This window comes from Leisingera sp. MMG026, assembly GCF_021654205.1.
Classification (GTDB): Bacteria; Pseudomonadota; Alphaproteobacteria; order Rhodobacterales; family Rhodobacteraceae; genus Leisingera.
The window spans coordinates 25944-46071 of sequence record NZ_JAKFZM010000022.1 but is presented as its reverse complement, the minus strand read 5'-3'; the positions used below and the strand labels follow the sequence as shown (position 1 = coordinate 46071).

Below are 20128 nucleotides of genomic sequence, written 5' to 3'. Positions count from 1 at the left end.
GGGCGCGTTCCGCACCCACCCTCGGGCCGGGCGCATCGCTTGTGTGATACGGATAGGAGGACAGCATGAAACGCCTCATCCAGCATGGCCTGATGTTCGGCAATCTCTTCCATGTGGCCTCGCCCGCGCTGGTGGAGCGCTACAATCGCGCGCTGAAGCATCTGACCGGCAAGACCACGCAGCTCACCGATTTCCACGTCGATATCTCGGGCTACTCACCAGAAATCGGAGATGAGCTGGGGGATGATCACTATCTGAACCATGCGGGCGTAAACCGGCAGTTCATTCTGCTGTCCACCGAGCAGAAGCGCTGCCCGCTGCTTCACGTGAAATTCTCCACCAGCCGGGACATTCTGCGCCGGTTTATCGAGGTCAATGAACGCCAGCTGTTTGCGCTGACGGCGACGGATGCGGTGGCAGGCGAGCTGGTGAATTCGGTGTTTGAGGTGCCCTCTCCGGCCAAGCTGTTCGACATCCGGCAGGTGCGGATCGAGGCGGATACCACCAAGGGTACCCTGCGCCATGCGGATCATCTGGCGGAGCTGGTGGAGCGGTTCAAAACGCATGAGGATGCCTGGTTTGACGATGCGCTGATCGGGGAGATGATTGCGACGGCGGAGAAGACCGGCGATGTGACCCGCAATCCGGTGCATCTGGAACATGAGGTCTTTGAGCAGTCGAACTTCTGGACTGCGCATTTCGGCGGGCTTTATGTGTTTCAGGACGTTGAGCACCCGGCGGTGATTGCCAGCGGAGCGAAGCCCGAGGACGTGCCGCTGGCCCGCGTGTTTGATCTGAGCGAGCGCAATGCGATTGCCAAGTTTCTGGAACTGAACGGGCTGGCAGAGCCGGTGATCCGGTCGCGCGGCGTCGATGGCGCGGCGATCCTGCGGCAGAAAATGGGGTTCCTGGCGGTGAGCGTGCTGACCGGGAAGGGCCGGGACCTCACTGGCCTGTCGCGGTCGGACCTGCGGCGGATGGCGGCGCGGCATGCGGATGAGCTGCCGGCGGAGTTCGAGGGGCTGGCGGCGCTGGTGCGCTGGGCCGAGGGGGGCGGCAAATGGCCGAAGATCCGCTCGGACCATCCGGCCTATTTCTATTCCCTGCGGGCGTCGGACACGGCCCAGCGTGACTTGGTGAATATGCTGCTGGCGGAGCTGTGCCCGCATGACTTCCGGCAGATGTTCATCTGCCACAAGGAAGAATTCTACCGCCAGTACCGGGGCTGGCCGGAGACGAAAAAGGCCTATGCGGCTGAGTTCCTGGCGCGGGAGTATGCGGTGGACAAGGCCGGCGCGCGCGCCGCGCTGTTCGGGCATGAGCCGGATATGCAGGGCCGTCTGCCCAAGCTGCCGCGAGTGCAGCGCAAGGGGATGGTCGATCGGGTCGGCCCCTGGGGCGCGGTCAGCCGGGTAAGGGACCGCTGAATGTTCGGTTTTTTTCGCCTGATCCTGATCTTGCTGGTGGTGCTGACCGTGGCCTATGGCACGGTGTCGCTTTATTCGCGTGAGGTGCGGCGGGCGAAACTGAAACGCCGCTGGAAAGAGAAGGGGTTGACCGGCGACCGCTCCGCCTTCATCCAGCGGGGGCTGAAACAATACGACCGCTCGTTCCGGCGCAAGCTGATCCTGCTGGTCTATATCATTCCACTGGGGGCGCTGGCGTTTCTGGTCTATGTCATTAACTTCATGTGAGGTGCAGCAGATGCGTTTCATCAAATGGGCTTTCCTGATCACCATCTGGGTGCTGTTCGGGGCCTTTCTGCATTATACGCTGCCGCAGTACGATGTGGTGCGGATCGTCAATACCTACGAGGAGCGGCAGGAGCTGAACGACTGGACGAGGGTTTTCTGGTCGCAGCCGGATGACCAGTCGGCGGAGCTGATCAACCGCGATGTGCAGTTCATCCAGGCGGTGCGCCCCAATGGCCGCAATATCGTGTACCGGAATGAGGATACCGGCTGGAATTGGCCGCCCTATTTCAAGTTCGATACGGCCAATCTGTATACGGATGCCAATGACAGTATCTCAACCAAGGCGAACCCGGAATGGGTGGCGGTGATGCACTACGGCTGGCGCAATGAATTCCTGTCGGTCTTTCCCAACGCGGTGACGATCAACCCGGTTGCGGGACCGGAGGACAAGCCAACCAACTGGTTCACGATCATTGTTCTGGTGCTTCTGGCGGCGGTATTCTGGGCCGTCTATGTGCGCTGGCGCCGCTTCCGCCGGGCGCGGATCGATCCGATGGTCGAGAATGTCGAAGACAGCCTGTATGCCGCCGGCGATGCGCTTGCCGAGCGCAGGGGGCGGTTCCGGCGCTGGCTGGACAGCTGGAAGTCGAAGTGACGAGAGGGGCCGCGGACCGGGCGGCTCTGAAACATGCAAACGGATGCGCGGGCCTGAACGGGCCCGCTTTTTTTTACTCGATACGGTCGAGGACCCAGTCCAGCGCCGGGGTGAAATCGCCAGCCGAAAGCGCCCCGCGTGGTGCCGCGGCGGCAGCAAAGGCGAAACCGTGTGTGTAATCCACCAGCAGGCAGAGAATGGTGCGGGCCTCTGCGCCAGATAGGTCTGCGGCGGTGATTTCCGCCTCGATCAGCCGGGTCAGCCCGGTCAGGGAGGGGCCGATCTGGGCCGGGTTTTCCAGGATGCACTTTGCAAGCTCCGGATGCTTGGTCACCTGGGCGCAATAGCGGGTCATCAGATCGCGCAGCCGCAGTTTGGGCGTTGCCGCTTCTGACGGGGTGTCTGAACCTGCAAACGCAATGGCGACGAGGGATGCAATCATCTCGTCCTTGGTTCCGGCGTGATGGGCAACGGCCATCGGGGTGACGCCAAGCGCCTTTGCCAGTGCTTTGAATGTGAGGGCCTTGCTGCCGCCCTCATCGAGCAGCTGCAGGGCCGTTTTCAGCACATCATCCTTGCTGAGGGTCCGGCTGCCCCTGGGCGGGCGGCCCATGCGCGGGGGCATTGGTCAGGCTACCCGGAACGTGGTCTGGACCATGCCGGTGGGCAGGATGCGGGAGCTTGCCGCCTGGAGGTCGATGTCCCGGTCCAGGCTGCCGAACAGCGGAATGCCGCTGCCGATCAGAATCGGGACCGTTGTGATGGTCAGATCGGCGATAAGCCCCTGGCGCAGGAAGGACTGCACCATCCGTCCGCCGTCGATATAGGCGCGGGTCCAGCCCTCTTCTTGCAGCTCCTGCATAAGGTCTGCGGGCGCGGCGGTGCTGAGGCGCACCTTGTCCTTCAGCTCCTCGGGAATGTCCTGTTCGGTCAGGCTGCTGCTGAGGACCACAACAGGTTTGCTGTAGGGCCATTGGCCGAACCCGAGCAGGGTGCGGAACGATCCGGTTCCCATGACCAGCCCGTCGACGCTGTCCATGAAGGCGGCAAAGCCGCCATCGTCATCTTCGGCAACAGGCTGTTTGTGCAGCCAATCCAGAGAATGGTCCTGGCGGGCCACAAAGCCGTCGAGGCTGGTGGCGATGAAGACGTGGCCGGTGGTCATCGGGTTCTCCTGTGCATGCGTTTAATTATACAGCATATAATTAAGCGCATGCCGCGTTCCAAGGGGCTGGCGCAAGATTCACTGCGTGCGAATCGATTCGGTGGGATCAGCCGCGGGTAACCGCATGAAAGATAAGCGCTTGCCGCAAACGGGCTGGCGGATGCCGGTTTGAGTTTCTGGACATCCCTGTCCCGCCCGGCGCGGCAAACCTGCATGTCTTATTCCGGTTTCGCCGGGTCGGTTTTGTTTCCGATGGCGGGAAATTTTTCGGGCAATACCGCAGATAGCAAGGTGCCGTCCTTCGGGGCGGAGAATTGGGAAGCTGGTGAAACTCCGGCACTGCCCCCGCAACGGTGACCCCGGGCAAGGCATGGCAAACAACCACTGAAGCCAATGGCTTCGGGAAGGTGCCAGGCCCCGCCGCCAAAGCGGCCCCGGGACAGTCCGGAAACCAGCCTTGCCATGAAAACGTCAACCGCGGACGGCGGCGGGGCGGTTGCGGCGCGTGTCCGCAATCCCTTTGCCTATGCCTGCACCCAAGCCAACACGCCGCGGGGATGCGGCAGAGGAGAGAAGCAGATGCTTCACGACAGCGAAATTCTGGCCAAGCTGATGGCGCGGCAGAAAAACTATTCTCTGGAACAGGCGTTCTACACCGATCCGGGTGTTTTGGATCTGGACATGCGGCAGATCTTCTACCGCGAGTGGCTGTTTGCCATTCCCGCCTGCGAAGTGCCGAAACCGGGCAATTATGTGACCCATCAGGTGGGGGCCTATAACGTCATTATCGTGCGCGGCACTGATGGCGAAGTGCGTGCTTTCCACAACGCCTGCCGCCACCGCGGTTCGGTTGTGTGCAAGGCGAAAAAGGGCAATTCGCCCAAGCTGGTCTGCCCTTACCACCAGTGGACCTACGAGCTGGACGGCAAACTGCTGTGGGCGCGTGACATGGGGCCGGATTTCGATGCCTCGAAACACGGGCTGAAGCCGGTGCATTGCCGCGACCTGGCCGGGCTGATCTACATCTGCCTGGCGGATGAGGCGCCGGACTTCGACGCCTTCGCCGACGTCGCCCGCCCCTACCTGGAGCCGCATGATCTGGGCAATGCCAAGGTGGCCTTTGAAAGCTCGATCATCGAGAACGGCAACTGGAAGCTGGTCTGGGAGAACAACCGCGAGTGCTACCACTGCGGCGGCAACCACCCGTCGCTGTGCCGGACCTTCCCCGAGGACCCTTCGGTCACTGGCGTAGAGGGCGGCGAGACCCCGCCGCATCTGCAAAAGCACTTTGACCGGATTGAAGCGGCAGGTTGCCCGGCGCAGTTCCGCATGGATGCGCGCGGCCAGCACCGGCTGGCGCGGATGCCGCTGAATGAGGGCGCGGAAAGCTACACCATGGACGGCAAGGCGGCAGTGGCCAAGCCGCTGGGCCGGGTGCCCTTTGCTGATGCCGGCACGCTGCTGAAGTTCCACTATCCGACCACCTGGAACCACTTCCTGCCGGATCACTCCCTCGTGTTCCGGGTCACTCCGATCAGCCCGACCGAAACCGAAGTCACTACCAAATGGCTGGTGCACAAGGATGCGGTCGAGGGCCAGGATTACGACATCAAGCGCCTGACCGAGGTCTGGATGGCGACCAATGACGAGGATCGCATTGTGGTCGAAGACAACCAGCAAGGCATCAACTCCCCCGCCTATGAACCCGGTCCCTATTCCGAGGTGCAGGAAAGCGGCGTCATCCAGTTCTCCAACTGGTATGCTGAACACCTGACCCGCGCGCTGACCGGCCGCCATCTGATTGCGGCGGAGTAAGATTATGGGATTGCAGGCCAATTTTGAGACATTGGACGAAACCCTGGCGTGGAAGGACGACGAGATGCTGGAATGCGTCTCGGTTGTTCCGGAAGCGCCGAACACCGCCACCTTCAGCTTCCGCGCGCCGTCGGGCGCGTGGTTCAAGTACCAGCCGGGCCAGTTCCTGACGCTGGAGCTGCCGGTGCCGGAAGGGACAGTCTGGCGCACCTACACCATCAGCTCGTCGCCCTCGCGGCCCTTGTCGATCTCGGTAACGGTCAAGGCCCAGGGCGACAGCATCGGCACCCGCTGGATGCTGGACCATCTGCGCCCCGGCAGGATCCTGCGCGCCTCCGGCCCGGCAGGGGTGTTCACCCTGCCAAAGCGCCCGAATGGCAAGTTTCTGTTCATCTCCGCAGGCTCGGGCATCACACCCAGCCTGTCGATGACCCAGTATCTGTTCGACCGCGGCCAGTCGCCCGACATCTGCTTTATCAACTGCGCCAAACGCCCCAGCGAGATCATCGCCCGCCAGCAGCTGGAAAGCATGGCGTCGCGGCTGCCGGGGCTGAAGCTGAACCTGGTGGTGGAAGAGGACGACCCTTATCAGGTCTGGACCGGCTACCGCGGCCAGCTGAACCAGATCATGCTGGGCCTTATCGCGCAGGATTACCTGGAGCGCGAGGTCTATTGCTGCGGGCCGGAACCCTTCATGCAGGCGGTGCGCGACATGCTCAACGGCCTGGGCTTTGACATGGAGAACTACAACCAGGAGAGCTTTGGCGCGCCGGTTGAAACAGCCGCTGATGTGCCCGAGATCGACGATGTGGTGCCGGAGGAAACTGCTGCCGCCGAGATCAGCTTTGCGGCTTCCGGTGTTATGGCAACCTGCACCGAAACAGATACGGTGCTGGCGGTGGCCAAGGCCTCGGGTCTCAACATTCCGTCGGGCTGCACCTTCGGAATCTGCGGCACCTGCAAGGTCAAGAAAACCGCAGGCGAGGTGCATATGGTCCACAACGGCGGCATTTCGGAGGAAGACGTGGAGGCCGGTTTCATCCTGGCCTGCTGCTCCAACCCGATTGGCCGGGTTGAGGTCGATATCTGATGAAAACGGGCGCGCGCCGGATCTGGTGCGCGCCCTTGTTTTCGGGGCCTGATCAGGCTTCCAGTGCCAGCTTGTGCACATGGATTTCGTTGATCGGATGGCTCTCGGCGCCGATAACTCCGGGGCGGGCGTGGCGGTAGAGCGAGCGCCAGTAGGGCTGGATCACGGTGCCGTCGTCGCGCATGAACTGCTCGATCTTTTCCATGTGGCCGCGGCGGACATCGGCGTCGGCAATGGCCGAGGCGGCCTCCAGCATGGTATCGAACTCGGCGCTGGCAAGGCCGGTTTCATTCCAGGCCACCCCGGTTTTATAGGCCAGTGTCAGCACCTGCACCCCCAGCGGCCGGTGGCCCCAGTCGGTGGAGCTGAACGGGTATTTGTCCCAGTCGTTCCAGAAGGTGTTGCCGGGCAGAACCGTGCGTTTGACCTTGAGGCCTGCGTCGCGCATCTGTGCTGCCAGCGCATCGGTGGTATTGCGTCGCCAGTCGTCGTCGATTGAGTACAGCTCATGCTCGAAGTCGAGCATCCCGGCCTCCTCCATCAATTGGCGGGCGGCTTGCGGGTCGCGCACCGGGGCGCCGATATCGGCGTATTCCGGGTGGATCGGGCAGACGTGGTGGTTTTCCGCCAGGGTGCCGCGGCCGTCATAGCCAAGTTCCAGCAGCACCGCGTTGTCGCAGGCCAGCGCCAGGGCGCGGCGGACGCGGGAATCGGCATAGGGCTGCGCGCCATCGACCTCGGCGTCGCGGTTGGTGCGCAGCACCAGCGTGTTGGCCGAGATCGACTCGCTCACGTTCCAGCCGATGGAGGTGAAGATATCGACGTATTCCCCCACAGTTTCATAGACCATGTCGATTTCTTCGGCCTCGGCGGCTGACAGATGCGTGGAGCCGTCGGTGCCGAAGTCAACAAACTCGATCCGGTCCAGATGGGCGCCTTCGCCCCACCATTCGTGGCCGGTGTTCTTTTCCAGCGCCACTTTGACGCCGACCTCGTATTCCACCAGTTTGTAGGGGCCGGTGCCGACCGGGTCGGCGCCCGGATCGCCCGACCAGCCGTCCGGCACAATGGCCGCGGGGTATTCGGTCACTGCCGGGATGATGGTGATGTCGGGGCGGGTGAGCTTCACCTTCAGCGTCAGATCGTCGATCACCTCCAGCGCGCCCTCGGCGGGGCCGTCGCCGGCCTCGTTCTGCAAGGACCCCATGCGGGCCGCCATTGAGTTGCCTTCCCATTTGCCATCGCACCAGCGGGCAAAGTTATAGGCCACGTCCTTGGCGGTCAGGGTGCCGCGGCCGTCGTTCCAGTTCACGCCGGGGCGGATGTGCAGCAGGTATTCGGTGGCATCCTCGTTGACCTCCCAGCTTTCCAGGAGGCGCGGCTCAAAGGTGCCGTCTGCGTTGTACTGCACCAGGTATTCCAGATAGCCGCGCACCAGATTGCCAAGTTGCGGCCAGTTGAACAGCGGCGGATCAAGCAGCGCCCGTACCACCTGCTAAATGCGGATGGTGCCGCCCTCTTGGATATTGGCCGCCGCCTGCACCGGCTGACTGAGGCCGATCATGCCATAGGCCGCGGATGCGGTTACACCCAGCGCGGTTGCGCGGGACAGGAACTCGCGGCGGTCCAGTTTGCCTTGGGCTGTTTCCTCCGCATGCATGCGCACTGCGGGGTGGAGGGTTTCCCTGTTGTAGTATTGGGTCATTTTGCTTCCTTTGTTGCTGTGTTCAGCGCCGGAAAAGATGCGGGCAGCAGTGGAAAGGGTGTGAATGGCTGCCCCGCCCGCCAGCAGCCATCCGCCGGGGGCTTTATTCCGCCGGCTCCTGGATGATTGTGGTGGCGATCCCTGCCTGTTCGCGGCGGCCGTCGTTGTAGATCGCCTTGATCAGGGCCGCGCATTGCAGCACCATCACCACCGAGAAGGGCAGGGCGCCGATCACCATAGCGGTCTGGATCGCCTTCAATCCGCCGACCAGCAGCAGCGCCGTCACCACCGCGCCAAGCGCCACACCCCAAAAGATGATATGCGGGCGGGCCTTGGGGCCTTCGTCGCCGGCGGCGTTGATGGTGTTGACGATCAGCACCGCGCTGTCCGCCGTGGTCACCAGATAGGTCATCAGCAGGATCACGATCATCACCGACATCGCCCAGCCGACCCAGGGCGACAGCATGTATTGTACCATGGCAAAGATCTTGTCGCCATCAGGTGCCGAGGAGATCTGGCCGCTTGCGCCGCCGTTCAGTTCCAGATCAATTGCCGTGCCGCCGGCCCAGGTGAACCAGACAAAGCACATCAGCGACGGGACTATCATGGCACCCAGCACAAATTCGCGGATGGTGCGGCCCTTGGAGATGCGGGCCAGGAACAGGCCGACAAAGGGCGCAAATGCAATCCACCAGGCCCAATAGAACACCGACCAAGCGCCCTGCCAGCCTTCCAGCTTTGTGGCTACGCTGTCCGGGCTGCCGTCGCCGGTCCAGACGCGGAACATCATATCCGGCAGTGCAATCAGGTAATCCCACAGGCCGACAACCAGCGCCTGCAAGCCAAAGAAGGTGGAACCAAACAGCAGAAAGAAGCTGAGCAAGGCGATGCTCAGCACCATGTTGATGTTCGACAGCCACTTGATCCCCTTGCCGACACCCGACAGGGCCGAGGCAGTGGAGGCCGCCATAATCACCAGGATTGCTACAATCACACCGGCGGTATTTGCGGTGCCGGCCTCGTTGGTCAGCCCGTCAATGCCAATACGGGTGAGGCCGGAGACAAACTGTTCCACCCCGAAACCCAGGGTCTGCGCCACGCCAAGGATGGTGGCGACCACGGCGACGATATCCACCACATGGCCGATGGATCCGGACAGCCGGGCGCCGAACAGCGGTGTCAGCGACGAGCGCATGGTCAGCGGCAGCCCGCGGCGGTAGCTGAAGAACCCCAGCGCCAGCCCGGCAATTGCATAGCAGGCCCAGGCACCCAGCCCCCAATGCAGGAAGGACCATTTGTAAGCCATGCGGATATTGTCCGCAGCACCGCCATTGGTCAGGCCTTGGATCACTTCGGGGTTATTGTTCCAGTGGTAGATCGGCTCGGCCACCGCCCAGGTCAGCATGCCGACCCCGATGCCGGCCCCGAACATCATCGAGAACCACGAGAAATTGGAGAATTCGGGTCTGTCGTCCGGCTGCCCCAGTTTCAGTTTGCCCGCCGTTGGCCAAATGGCCAGCGCGATGCAGCACAGCACGAACAGTGCCACGGTCCAGACGTACCAGGCGCCGAAGGAAGCGAGGATGAAACCGTTGACCGAATTCAGCACGGCGCCGGATTGTTCGGGAAAGGCAATGGCCCAGACCACCAGCCCGCCGATCATCAGTTTTGACGAAATGGTGACGATCTGGCTGAAGCCCCGGTAAAATCCGCTGTCGGATGTGCCGATCGGCAGATCCGTTAAAGGAGGTTTGATTGACATGAAAATTCCCTGTTTCTGTTGATCTGCCCGTTGATGCCGCCCGGGGCTACGGCTTAGCAGACCTTACACAGGGCATTTTCTGGTACAAAAATTCTGCCTTTTGCAGTAGGCAATAATTTATGAATGACATTAGCAGCATTAATAGGAAGCTGAGCTATAACCTGGTCGCGCTGCATAGTTTCGACCTGGTGGCCCGGCATGGTAATTTCACCGGCGCAGCCGAGGCGCTGGGGCTGACACAATCGGCGGTCTCGCAGAAAATCAAGGGGCTTGAGACGGAATTGGGTATTGCTTTGTTCCGGCGCGAGCACCGCGGTGTGTCGCTGACCAACGAGGGTGTGCGGCTGTTGAATGTGGTCCGCCCGGCGATGGCGCAGATGGGGAACTCGGTGGCGTCGCTGCTGGAGCGGAAGTCCCGCCCCAGGGTGCGGATTTCGGCGGATTTTGCCTTTGCCAGTTTCTGGCTGTTGCCACGGCTGTCGCATCTGCGCGCCGAACTGGGGGATGAGATCGAAATCCAGATCCTCGCCTCGCAGGTAGCGCCGGACGACTATGGCGAGGATTGCGATATCAAGATCCACGTCGGCCCGCGCAGCAGTATGGGTGACGGCGATGTGATGCTGCTGCAAGAACGGGTTGGGGCGGTGTGCAGCCCGGCCTATCTGGAACGGCATGGCCCGGTGTCTTCAGCAGCAAGCTTGCTGGACTTACAGCTGCTCAGCCTGTCGAAACCGGCCTCGGCGGAGTGGCAGACCTGGCAGGGCTGGTTCGACCGCTTGGGTATCGCGGGGGAGCGGTCGAAGAACTACATCAGTTTCAACAACTACGACATGGTGGTGCAATCCGCAGTGTCGGGGGATGGCATCGCCCTGGGCTGGCTGGGGCTGATCGACCGGTTGCTGCAGAACGGGTCGCTGGTCAGGGTGGTGCCGGATGTGGTGGTCAGCGATGCCGGCTATGTGATGTCGCGCGACTATTCCAGCCGCCTGCGGGGGCCCAGCCTGGTGTTCGACTGGATCGCCGAACATCTGGCAGGTTCCGCCGTGATGTAGGGCTGGTGCCGGATTACCAGCCGCGGCGCCCCAGCAGGGCGTGCAGCCGGTTCTGCGGGGCAAAGGCATCGACCGCGGCAGGCCGGGTCAGCCGCAGCAGCACCCGGCGCACCAGCAGCCCGCCCAGGCAGGCAAAGATCACCCCGCCGGCTGCCTGGCCCAGCAGAACCCCCGGTGCGCCACCCAGGGTGCCGCCCAGCACCGCCAGCGGCCAGGTGCCCAGGGTGTGGCGGCCCCAGTTGATCCAGGTGGAATAGACCGGGCGGCCCAGATTGTTGAAGCTGGCGTTTTCGACAAACAGCACCCCGTTGAAAAAATACGCCAGCGCCAGCGGCCCGCAGAATAGGTAGATCAGCGCGCGGGTTTCACCGGTGGCCGAGAACAGATCCGCAATCGGCACCCGCAGGGCAAACAGCACCGCCGCCATCAGCAGCACGTAGACCGCGGTAAAGGCGATGCCGGCCAGAAACGCCTGGCGCACGCGGGCAAACTGCCCGGCGCCAAAGTTCTGGCCGATGATCGGGCCGATGGCGCCGGACAGCGCAAAGATCACCGAAAATGCCACCGGCATCAGGCGCCCGATCACCGCCATCCCGGCGACCGCTTCAGTTCCGAACTGGGCGATTTCACGCAGAACAATAGCATTGCCGAGCGGGGTTGCGACATTGGTCAGCACCGCAGGCACCGCAATGGCCCGGATCGTCCGCAGGTCGCCGCCGATCTGCCGCAGCGAGGGCCGCATGAAGCCCTGATGCACCCTGATGGCGGGCCAGAAGGCGGCCCCCAGCATACAGGCCCGCGCCAGCACCGAGGCAATGGCTGCCCCGTCCAGCCCCAGTCCCAAACCAAAGATCAGCAGCGGGTCCAGCACCGCGTTCAAGCCGCCGCCATACAGCGTCGCCATCATCGACCGGCGCGCATCGCCATGGGCGCGCAGCACCGCCATGCCGGTCATCGCCAGCGCCATTACCCACATCGTCGGCAGAATGATCCAGACATAGCGCATGGCCAGCCGCAGCACCTCGCCCTCGGCGCCGAGCAGCGCCAGGATCTGTTCCAGAAACGCCAGCACCAGAACCGGCATCAAAAGCCCGGCCAGCACCCCGATGGCGGCCACGCTGGTGGCGTAGTGCTGCGCCTGATCCGGCCGCCCCGCCCCCAGCTCCCGCGCTACCAGCGAACCTGCAGCGATCGACAGTCCGATATTGATCGAATTGGTGAAAAACAGCAGCGTTCCGGCATAGCCCACCGCAGCGGCCAGAGAGTCGTTTCCCAGCATCGCGATAAAGGCCATGTCGACGAAATCAACCGCAAACATCGCCATCAGCCCGATGCTGGCGGTCAGCGACATGCGGGTGACATGCCGCATCAGGCTGCCGGTCAGAAAGACGGCTTTGCGGTCCGGCTGGTCTGCCATCGTTCATTCCTTTCGGTCTTCATGGCCCAGGTCCGGGTGGTCCGGGCAAATCCGGCCGCCGGCCTAAGGCAAAGCCGCAATCCCGGTCTTGTCAATGCGCGCTGCCGCACACGCGGCGGCCGGATCAATCTGCGAACAGGTAATGGGTTCCTGCAATCTGCATGGCTTTCTCCTCGGTCAGACCCAGGAAACCGCGCAGCTGCCCGGCGTTTTCCTCCGGGCTGCTGCTTTCCCGCATATGAAACAGCTGGCTGAACCCGGCATCGCGGATGCGGTCGTTTTCATGCAGGATGTCGTTGCGGATAGTCGGCAGCAGGCGCTCCAGCGTCAATTGCGGTGTGCGCTCACCCGCCAGCCCGACCCGGTGCGCGTGGCCGGTCAGATAGTCGTTGCTGAACTCGCATTCGATCTGCAGGAAACGGGTCGAGGAGCGGTCGGAATCGAAATCGTTCATCAGGTCGATGGCGCCGGGATCCAGGCAGATGATCAGCTGATCGGATTCGTAGTATTCGAACAGCATCCGCATCAGCGCGCGGCGGTGCCGGGTGCGCTTCATCAGCGCCGCCTGGATGCCGCCGAGGTCGGGCAAAGGGGTGTCTTCTTCGTTGAACAGGTATTCGATGGCCGGGATATTGGTCACTTGGCGGATCTGTTCCAGCAGCCGCTTGGCCACGTGCCATTTCTTGCAGATCACGATCAGCAGCTCGCGTTCACGCCCCAGCGAGCTTTCGGTCTCCCAGAACCGCGGTGCAAACCGGCGCCCGATCCGGCCCCGCTGGACCAGGAATGTATACAGGCTGCGCCCCTCGTTCGAGATTTGAAAGTCGATGCCTTGCGCCGCATAAAGCCGCCCAAGCCGCGATTTCAATTCTGTCGCTTCGGGGCTGATCTTGCGGGCGAACAAAAAGTCCTGGCTCAGCAGCAGGTCGTAATGGTCATTGTGGAAATTCACCGGCATCCCGTAATCGGTGAACATCAGGAAGGTGAGGGTCCGGGTCTCGATCTCTCCTTCCGGGATCAGGTGGCGCACCAGGGTCTGAAAGAAAGTTTCATCCGGGATCCAGGTGGTGCGGAAGAACCGCATCACATCGCGGCGCCTGCGGGTGAAATCCAGGATCCACTCCACCGTGCGGCGGCGCAGGCACCACCATTGGCTGCCGATCTGCACCTGGATATCGGCCGGCACCTCGCGCTGCAGCCCCAGGCGTTTCTGCAGGCCGTGGCTCCAGTAGAACAGCTGCTTGTGCTTGCGCTCGTTAAAAATGTGCCGGTAGATCAGCCGGTCTTCCTTCATGCCGGTCTTGATCCAGTCGCTTTCGAAGAAATCGAAGCTTTCGATGAAATCCTTGTCATGCTGATCAAGGAACCGGTGGGCATACTCCGCCGTTTTCACCGCCATGCAATCGCCCGACAGCATGTAGAAATGGGTGGCACGCGGGAATTCATCAACCGCGCTGCGCAGCGCGTGCAGCGTCGCCTCGACCAGCGACCATTCCCCCCAGCCGCATTTGATCCGCTTTTTGGCAAAGGTCACATTTGGATTGTCTGCCAGTTCAGCCCGGATCAGCTGGTAGTCTTCCGGCGCCGCCCGCCCGTCAAAGTGAATCGCCATGTAATCACCAGCCGCGGTCAGCCGCTCAGCCTGCTGGATGATCGCCTCGGGGTCTTTATGGCAGAGCAGAATATATGCGATTTTTGCCATGGCGTGGACGGATTGCCTTGTTTTGCCTGATTGTTTCCCTTGATAAGCGGGCTTAAGGCACGAATAAACCAGATAGTTCCCGTTTCGGTAAACATATGCGAATACTGCTGGGGACAAGGCAAGAATAATCAAGAGGGCAGCGGATGGGGTTTCCCGGCACTTGGATGACGGAAAGTGAAAGTGTGGTCTACCGGGTGGTGCCGAAATGCGCCTGCTCGACGATCGGGCAGATCCTGCATTACTCCGATCATGGGCAGTTCTTCGAGGGCGATATCCATGACGCCAAGCAGGGCCTGCACAAATGGGCGCTGGAACACAGCCAGGGTCCGATCACCCGCAATGTACAGGGGCATCGGTCTTACGCCTTTACCTGTGTTCGCAATCCTTACACCCGCGTGCTCAGCTCGTTCTTTGACAAGATCTGCGGCATCCAGCGCAACGGGCGGCGCTACCGCGGCAATCTGGTGCCCAAGCTGGCCTATGAATACGGCATCGAGGTCGGCGGCGACGACGGCAAGCAGGAATTCGACCAGATCGCCAGCTTCCGCCGGTTCCTGCTGTTCGTGCGCGACACCATCCGCTGGCGCCGCCCGATGGACCCGGACATCCACTGGTCGGCGATGTCGGGGCATGTGTCCACCTTCATCCTGAACGGCGGCCGCTACAACCGGATCTTCTGGACCGAAGATTTCAACGCCGGCATGCAAGGCGTGCTTGATGCGATCGAAACGCCGCATGCGGTAGATTTGGCGTCGATCCCGCGCTTCAACGAAAGCGAAGGCCACGGCCCCAAGCGCGCGCACGCCGTTGAGGACTATTTCGACGACCTGTCGATGCATCTGGTCTACGAGATCTACAAACGCGATTTCGAGCTGTTCAAATACGATTTCGAGAACCCGGGCAACAAGATGCCGGTGGGCGAGATCGACCTGGACGAGGTGCACGCCAAGCTGGGGGAGTGAGGCGGCAGGGAGGAAAAGGGGCTCCCGCGCCTGAGCCGCAGCATCAAAGATGCAGCGGCAAACCTTGGGCCGGGCGCCGCTGGCGCGGCGGCGCTCCTGAAATGTCTGCACAGCTTCTTTCTGGTTCCAAATACTCACCGCCGGAGGCACGCCGCGCGTTAGCGCGGCGCTTGGCCCAACGCCGCTCGGCGCGCTGGCGTTAGCTAGCGGGGCGTAGCGGGGGCGGGAGTTTTTTGCTGAAACAGGAATGATGCTGAGAGGCGGTTCAGGGACAGGCGCCAAAAGAAAACCCGCCGCGTTTTTTGCGGCGGGTATTGAATGTTTCGTGACTGAAGGGCTTCAATCCTCGTCGGGCAGCGCGCGGACGGCGCCCTTGGCGGCGGAGGTGGCCAGCAGCGCATAGGCCTTCAACGCCTTGGAAACCTTGCGCTTGCGCGGCTCGGCGGGTTTCCAGCCTTTGGCGTCCTGTTCCTCGCGGCGTGCCGCCAGCTCTTCGTCGGAGACTGCCAGGTGGATCGAACGGTTGGGGATGTCGATCTCGATGGTGTCGCCCTGGCGCACTAGGCCGATGGTGCCGCCTTCGGCGGCCTCGGGCGAGACATGGCCGATCGACAGGCCCGAGGTGCCGCCGGAGAAGCGCCCGTCGGTCAGCAGCGCGCATTTCTTGCCCAGGCCTTTCGACTTCAAATAGGAGGTCGGGTAGAGCATTTCCTGCATCCCCGGACCGCCGCGCGGGCCTTCATAGCGGATCACAACCACGTCGCCTTCTTTGACCTTGCCGGTCAGGATGTCGTTGACCGCCGCGTCCTGGCTTTCGCAGACATAGGCCGAGCCGTTGAAGGTGAGGTTGCTGGCATCGACACCGGCTGTTTTCACGATGCAGCCGTCCAGCGCGATATTGCCGAACAGCACCGCAAGGCCACCGTCCTGGCTGAAGGCGTGCTCTTGCGAGCGGATCACGCCGCCTGCGCGGTCCACGTCCAGCTCTTTATAGCGGTTCGACTGGCTGAAGGCTTGCGTTGTGCGCACGCCGCCGGGGGCTGCCTTGAACAGCTCTTCGGCTTCGGGGTTATTGGCAACCTTGACGTCCCACTTGGCAATCGCCTCGCCCATGGTCGAGGAGTGCACGGTGCTGCAATCATTATGCAACAGGCCTGCACGGGACAATTCACCCAGGATCGAGAAGATACCGCCGGCCCGGTGCACGTCTTCCATATGCACATTGGCTGTGTTCGGCGCCACCTTGCACAGGCAGGGTACCTTGCGGCTCAGCTGGTCCATGTGGGACATGTTGAAGTCGACTTCGCCCTCATTGGCGATGGCCAGCAGGTGCAGCACCGTGTTGGTGGAGCCGCCCATGGCAATGTCCAGGCTCATCGCGTTCTCAAACGCCTTGAACGTGGCAATCTCGCGCGGCAGCAGGCCCTTTTCCTCGCCGACATAGTGACGCTTGGTGATGTCGACGATCTTGCGGCCGGCCTCCAGGAACAGGTGCTTGCGGTCCGCATGGGTCGCCAGGGTCGAGCCGTTGCCGGGCAGCGCCAGGCCCAGGGCCTCGGCCAGGCAATTCATCGAGTTGGCAGTGAACATGCCCGAGCACGACCCGCAGGTGGGGCAGGCGTTCTCTTCGATGTGCTGGACCTGCTCATCGGTGAACTTGTCATTCGCTGCGGCGACCATCGCATCGACCAGGTCGATCTTCTTCATGTCCAGATCGGCAATGTCGATCTTGCCTGCTTCCATCGGGCCGCCGGAGACAAAGATCGCCGGGATGTTCAGCCGCATCGCGGCCATCAGCATGCCCGGTGTGATCTTGTCGCAGTTGGAGATGCAGACCATGGCATCGGCGCAATGGGCGTTGACCATGTATTCGACGCTGTCGGCAATCACTTCGCGCGACGGCAGTGAATACAGCATGCCGTCATGGCCCATGGCGATACCGTCATCCACCGCGATGGTGTTGAACTCCTTGGCGACGCCGCCGGCCGCCTCGACCTCACGGGCGACCATCTGGCCCAGGTCCTTCAAATGGACGTGGCCGGGCACGAACTGGGTAAAGGAGTTGACGATGGCGATGATCGGTTTGCCAAAATCATCGTCTTTCATGCCGGTGGCGCGCCACAATCCGCGCGCGCCCGCCATGTTGCGGCCATGGGTGGAGGTTCTGGATCGGTACATTGGCATCAGGCTATTTCCCTTAGTCTTTGCCCTCAGGGACACGATTTGCGCAATAAAGGCAACCTGCCGGGGGGCTGTTCGGTAATTTTGGCGCAGTTGGCGCCGGATTTCAGCGGTGAAATGTCTCTCGGGTTGATTCTCTGGCGCGGGCGGGCGCGGGCTCGGGGCTTTTCAGCCAGTGATTCACCGCCAGTCCCAGCACCAGCGCCCAGAACGGCGCGCCGATTCCAAAGAAGCTGACACCGGACACCGTGGTCATAAAGGTGATCAGTGCCGCCTCCCGGCCTTTGGCATCTAACAGCGCGGCAGACAGGCTGTTGCCGATAGTTGACAGCAGCGCAAGGCCCGCGACGGTGGCCACCAACGCCTTGGGTGCGATCAGAAACAGGCTGATCACGGTAGCGCCGCCCAAACCCACCAGAATGTAGACGAGGCCCGTCATGACACCGGCCAGATAGCGGGTGTCCGGGTTCTCATCCGCCTCCGGCCCTGCGCAGATCGCAGCTGTGATGGCGGCGAGGTTGAAGGCAAAGCCGCCGAAGGGCGCAAGGATCAGCGAGGCCAGCCCGGTGACGGTCAGGCTGGCGGAGACAGGGGGCGCGTATCCGCAGGCCTTCAGCGCGACCACACCGGGCATGTTCTGCGAGGACATGGTGACGATGTACAAGGGCAGGCCGATACCGATCAGCACAGGCAGCGAAAAAGCCGGCATTATGAATTCGGGGCGGGCCAGGGTAAAGTCCAGCGCCTCCAAGCTGCCAAAAGCTCCGGTGCCTGAGCACCAGGCCACACCTGCCGCCAGCACCGCTGGGATTGTGTAGCGCGGAAACAGTTTGCGGCCCGCAAGGAAGGTGAGACCCATCACCGTCACCAGCGCGGTGTCACTTTGCAGCGACGTGAAAGCCGAGAGGCCGAACTGGAACAGAATGCCCGCCAGCATAGCGCTGGCCAGGCTGTCCGGGATAAGGCGGGAGAGGGCGGCAAACCAGCCAGTGACGCCGGTAAGGGTCAAGAGCACGGCGCATAACAGGAAAGCGCCGACCGCCTCGGCCAGCGGCACGCCGTTCAGGCTGACCGCCAGCAGCGCCGCGCCGGGGGTGGACCAGGCTGTCAGGATCGGCATCCGGTAGATCAGCGACAGGATCAGGCAGGTGATCCCCATGCCCAGCCCCAGCACCAGCATCCAGCTGCCCGCCTGGGACGGGGTGGCGCCGACGGCCTCAATCGCCTGAAAGATGATCGCAACCGAACCGGTATAGCCCACCAGCACGGCCACCGCGCCGGAGACAAGATGCGAGAGTTTCAGATCCTTGAGCATGCGGCTTTTCCTCTGGCGCCGGATCGGCTAGGGGTGTTGTGCGTTATAGCGTACACTACACATCGTGCGCTATAACGCACAAGTGTTTTTTGAGCGGCGGATCTTATGAGCGATGAAACCATCACCCTGAACCTGCGCAACATCCGTACGCAGGCGGGGCTTAGCCTGTCCAAAGCGGCGGAGATCACAGGGGTCAGCAAGGCAATGCTGGGGCAGATCGAGCGCGGCGAATCCAGCCCGACGATTGCCACCCTGTGGAAGATCGCCAAAGGGTTTCACCTGCCGCTGACCGCGTTGATCGGCGAAGCGACGCGACCCGTGGGAGAGGCGGCGGGTGTCTATGAAACCGTGCAGTTTCCCGGCAGCATCGGTGTGAAAATCGTTTTTCCCTTCGATCCGCTGCTGGGGGCCGAGACCTTTAAGGTCACGCTGCGGCCAGGGCAAAGCCACCAGTCCCAGCCGCATGACACCGGTGTGACCGAGGAAGTGTTTGTGCTGCACGGGTCAATGGAGGTGCTGCGGGGCGGCGAATGGGTGCCGCTGGAGGCCGGGCAGGGCTTGCGCTTTGCCGCCGACCAGCCGCATGGCTACCGCAGCGCCGGGACCGGCGCGGCTTTTCTCAACATGCACCATTACCGGCAGGCAGGTCTGACGCAGCGGGACTGAAATCCTTTACTTGTGCATTGTCTGCGGCGGGCCTACCACTTGCCCAAGCCATTGAGTTTTCTGGATTTGAAAGGGCACCGGAATGGACACGCTGCGCGGAAGCCTGTTGATGGTGCTGGCCATGGCCACTTTTGCGCTGGAGGATATGTTCATCAAATCCGCAGCCCGCGACATTCCAGTAGGACAGATTCTGATCCTGTTCGGGTCGGGCGGCATGGTGATCTTTGCCGCGATGGCGCGTGCGCAGGGTCACGCCCCCTGGCACCCGGGTTTCGGCACGCGCCCGATGCTGCTGCGGTCTGTGGCAGAGGTCGCAGGACGCCTGTGCTACACGCTGGCGATTGCGCTGACGCCTTTGTCCTCGGCCTCGGCCATCCTGCAGGCAACGCCTTTGGTTGTGGCTGCAGGTGCTGTGGTGTTCTTTGGCGAGACGGTGGGCTGGCGGCGCTGGCTGGCGATCGGGCTGGGGTTTGCCGGGGTGCTGCTGATCCTGCGGCCGGGGCTAAGCGGGTTTGAACCTGCCTCGCTGTTTGCGGTTGCCGGCACGCTAGGGTTTGCGGGCCGTGATCTGGCCACTCGCGCGGCGCCTAAAGATATGAGCAACAACCAGCTGGGGTTCCTTGGTTTTGCCATGCTGGTGGTTGCCGGTGTGGCCGCGCTGGGCTGGACGGGCGGGGCGGTCTGGCCAAGCCTGGGCAATTCGCTGAAAATCACGGCAGCCACGGTGATCGGCGTCATTGCCTATAACGCTTTGTCCGGGGCGATGCGGGCGGGCGAAATCTCGGTGATTGCGCCGTTCCGCTATACCAGGCTGATCTTTGCCATGGTGCTGGGGGTGCTGGTTTTTGGCGAACGGCCCGATATGCTGACCCTGATCGGCAGTGCGGTGATTGTCGGCAGCGGTGTTTTCACGCTGCTGCGCAGCCGCAAGGCGTGATGCGCGCCTT

Annotated in this window: 16 protein-coding genes, 1 pseudogene and 1 riboswitch; of the genes and pseudogenes, 9 read left to right on the top strand and 8 right to left on the bottom strand. The window is 62.4% G+C overall.

The annotated features are described in order from the left end of the window. Window positions 1–65: 65 nt before the first annotated feature. Genes L1069_RS13630 through L1069_RS13620 form a run of 3 tightly spaced genes read left to right on the top strand, consistent with a single transcriptional unit; the run spans window position 66 to window position 2349 of the window. Window positions 66–1427: a DUF6638 family protein gene (locus tag L1069_RS13630; protein ID WP_237456020.1), complete on the top strand. Its 1362-nt coding sequence runs from the start codon at window positions 66–68 to the stop codon at window positions 1425–1427. Beyond that, on the top strand, window positions 1428–1694 hold the full coding sequence (locus L1069_RS13625) for a hypothetical protein (protein ID WP_129372131.1): 267 nt from the start codon (window positions 1428–1430) through the stop codon (window positions 1692–1694). 10 nt (window positions 1695–1704) lie between these two features. Further along, complete coding sequence (locus L1069_RS13620; RefSeq protein ID WP_129372130.1) at window positions 1705–2349, top strand: DUF1523 family protein; 645 nt, start codon at window positions 1705–1707, stop codon at window positions 2347–2349. Window positions 2350–2422: 73 nt separating this feature from the next. On the opposite strand, the gene L1069_RS13615 is transcribed toward L1069_RS13620, so the two are convergent. Next, window positions 2423–2974 (bottom strand): TetR/AcrR family transcriptional regulator, encoded by a 552-nt coding sequence (locus L1069_RS13615; protein WP_237456019.1) that lies wholly within the window; start codon window positions 2972–2974, stop codon window positions 2423–2425. A 3-nt stretch (window positions 2975–2977) separates the two neighbouring features. Then, window positions 2978–3514, bottom strand: coding sequence for a dihydrofolate reductase family protein (locus tag L1069_RS13610; protein ID WP_237456018.1), 537 nt, complete (start codon window positions 3512–3514; stop codon window positions 2978–2980). Window positions 3515–3786: 272 nt separating this feature from the next. After that, a riboswitch (cobalamin riboswitch) is annotated at window positions 3787–3989 on the top strand. A gap of 104 nt (window positions 3990–4093) precedes the next feature. Here L1069_RS13610 and L1069_RS13605 point away from each other — a divergent pair. Continuing rightward, complete coding sequence (locus L1069_RS13605; protein ID WP_237456043.1) at window positions 4094–5329, top strand: aromatic ring-hydroxylating dioxygenase subunit alpha; 1236 nt, start codon at window positions 4094–4096, stop codon at window positions 5327–5329. A 4-nt stretch (window positions 5330–5333) separates the two neighbouring features. Next, window positions 5334–6419: a hybrid-cluster NAD(P)-dependent oxidoreductase gene (locus tag L1069_RS13600; RefSeq protein WP_134828964.1), complete on the top strand. Its 1086-nt coding sequence runs from the start codon at window positions 5334–5336 to the stop codon at window positions 6417–6419. A 52-nt stretch (window positions 6420–6471) separates the two neighbouring features. Here the strand turns inward: L1069_RS13600 and L1069_RS13595 are convergent. Next, window positions 6472–8124: pseudogene (locus L1069_RS13595) on the bottom strand (ABC transporter substrate-binding protein). 103 nt (window positions 8125–8227) lie between these two features. Further along, window positions 8228–9886, bottom strand: coding sequence for a BCCT family transporter (locus L1069_RS13590; protein ID WP_129372125.1), 1659 nt, complete (start codon window positions 9884–9886; stop codon window positions 8228–8230). Between the two features lie 119 nt (window positions 9887–10005). Between L1069_RS13590 and L1069_RS13585 the strand changes: the two genes are divergently transcribed. Beyond that, window positions 10006–10938 (top strand): LysR family transcriptional regulator, encoded by a 933-nt coding sequence (locus L1069_RS13585; protein ID WP_129372124.1) that lies wholly within the window; start codon window positions 10006–10008, stop codon window positions 10936–10938. A 13-nt stretch (window positions 10939–10951) separates the two neighbouring features. Here the strand turns inward: L1069_RS13585 and L1069_RS13580 are convergent, their stop codons facing one another. Continuing rightward, on the bottom strand, window positions 10952–12355 hold the full coding sequence (locus L1069_RS13580) for an MATE family efflux transporter (protein ID WP_237456017.1): 1404 nt from the start codon (window positions 12353–12355) through the stop codon (window positions 10952–10954). Window positions 12356–12479: 124 nt separating this feature from the next. Further along, window positions 12480–14057, bottom strand: a complete 1578-nt coding sequence (locus tag L1069_RS13575) for a DUF5928 domain-containing protein (protein ID WP_134828968.1) — start codon at window positions 14055–14057, stop codon at window positions 12480–12482. Window positions 14058–14200: 143 nt separating this feature from the next. Here L1069_RS13575 and L1069_RS13570 point away from each other — a divergent pair, with 143 nt between their 5' ends. Next, the gene (locus L1069_RS13570) at window positions 14201–15019 is read left to right on the top strand and encodes a sulfotransferase family protein (RefSeq protein WP_129372122.1); all 819 of its coding nucleotides are present in this window, start codon (window positions 14201–14203) and stop codon (window positions 15017–15019) included. 339 nt (window positions 15020–15358) lie between these two features. On the opposite strand, the gene ilvD is transcribed toward L1069_RS13570, so the two are convergent. Both ilvD and L1069_RS13560 read right to left on the bottom strand, forming a co-directional pair. Then, complete coding sequence (gene ilvD, locus L1069_RS13565; RefSeq protein WP_129372121.1) at window positions 15359–17203, bottom strand: dihydroxy-acid dehydratase; 1845 nt, start codon at window positions 17201–17203, stop codon at window positions 15359–15361. 103 nt (window positions 17204–17306) lie between these two features. Then, window positions 17307–18515 carry a benzoate/H(+) symporter BenE family transporter gene (locus tag L1069_RS13560; protein ID WP_237456016.1) on the bottom strand — a complete coding sequence of 403 codons (1209 nt, stop codon included), beginning with the start codon at window positions 18513–18515 and terminating at the stop codon, window positions 17307–17309. A 105-nt stretch (window positions 18516–18620) separates the two neighbouring features. On the opposite strand from L1069_RS13560, the gene L1069_RS13555 reads away from it, so the two are divergent. Both L1069_RS13555 and L1069_RS13550 read left to right on the top strand, forming a co-directional pair. After that, on the top strand, window positions 18621–19181 hold the full coding sequence (locus L1069_RS13555; protein ID WP_129372119.1) for an XRE family transcriptional regulator: 561 nt from the start codon (window positions 18621–18623) through the stop codon (window positions 19179–19181). Window positions 19182–19263: 82 nt separating this feature from the next. Beyond that, on the top strand, window positions 19264–20118 hold the full coding sequence (locus L1069_RS13550) for a DMT family transporter (protein WP_237456015.1): 855 nt from the start codon (window positions 19264–19266) through the stop codon (window positions 20116–20118). Window positions 20119–20128: the final 10 nt, after the last annotated feature.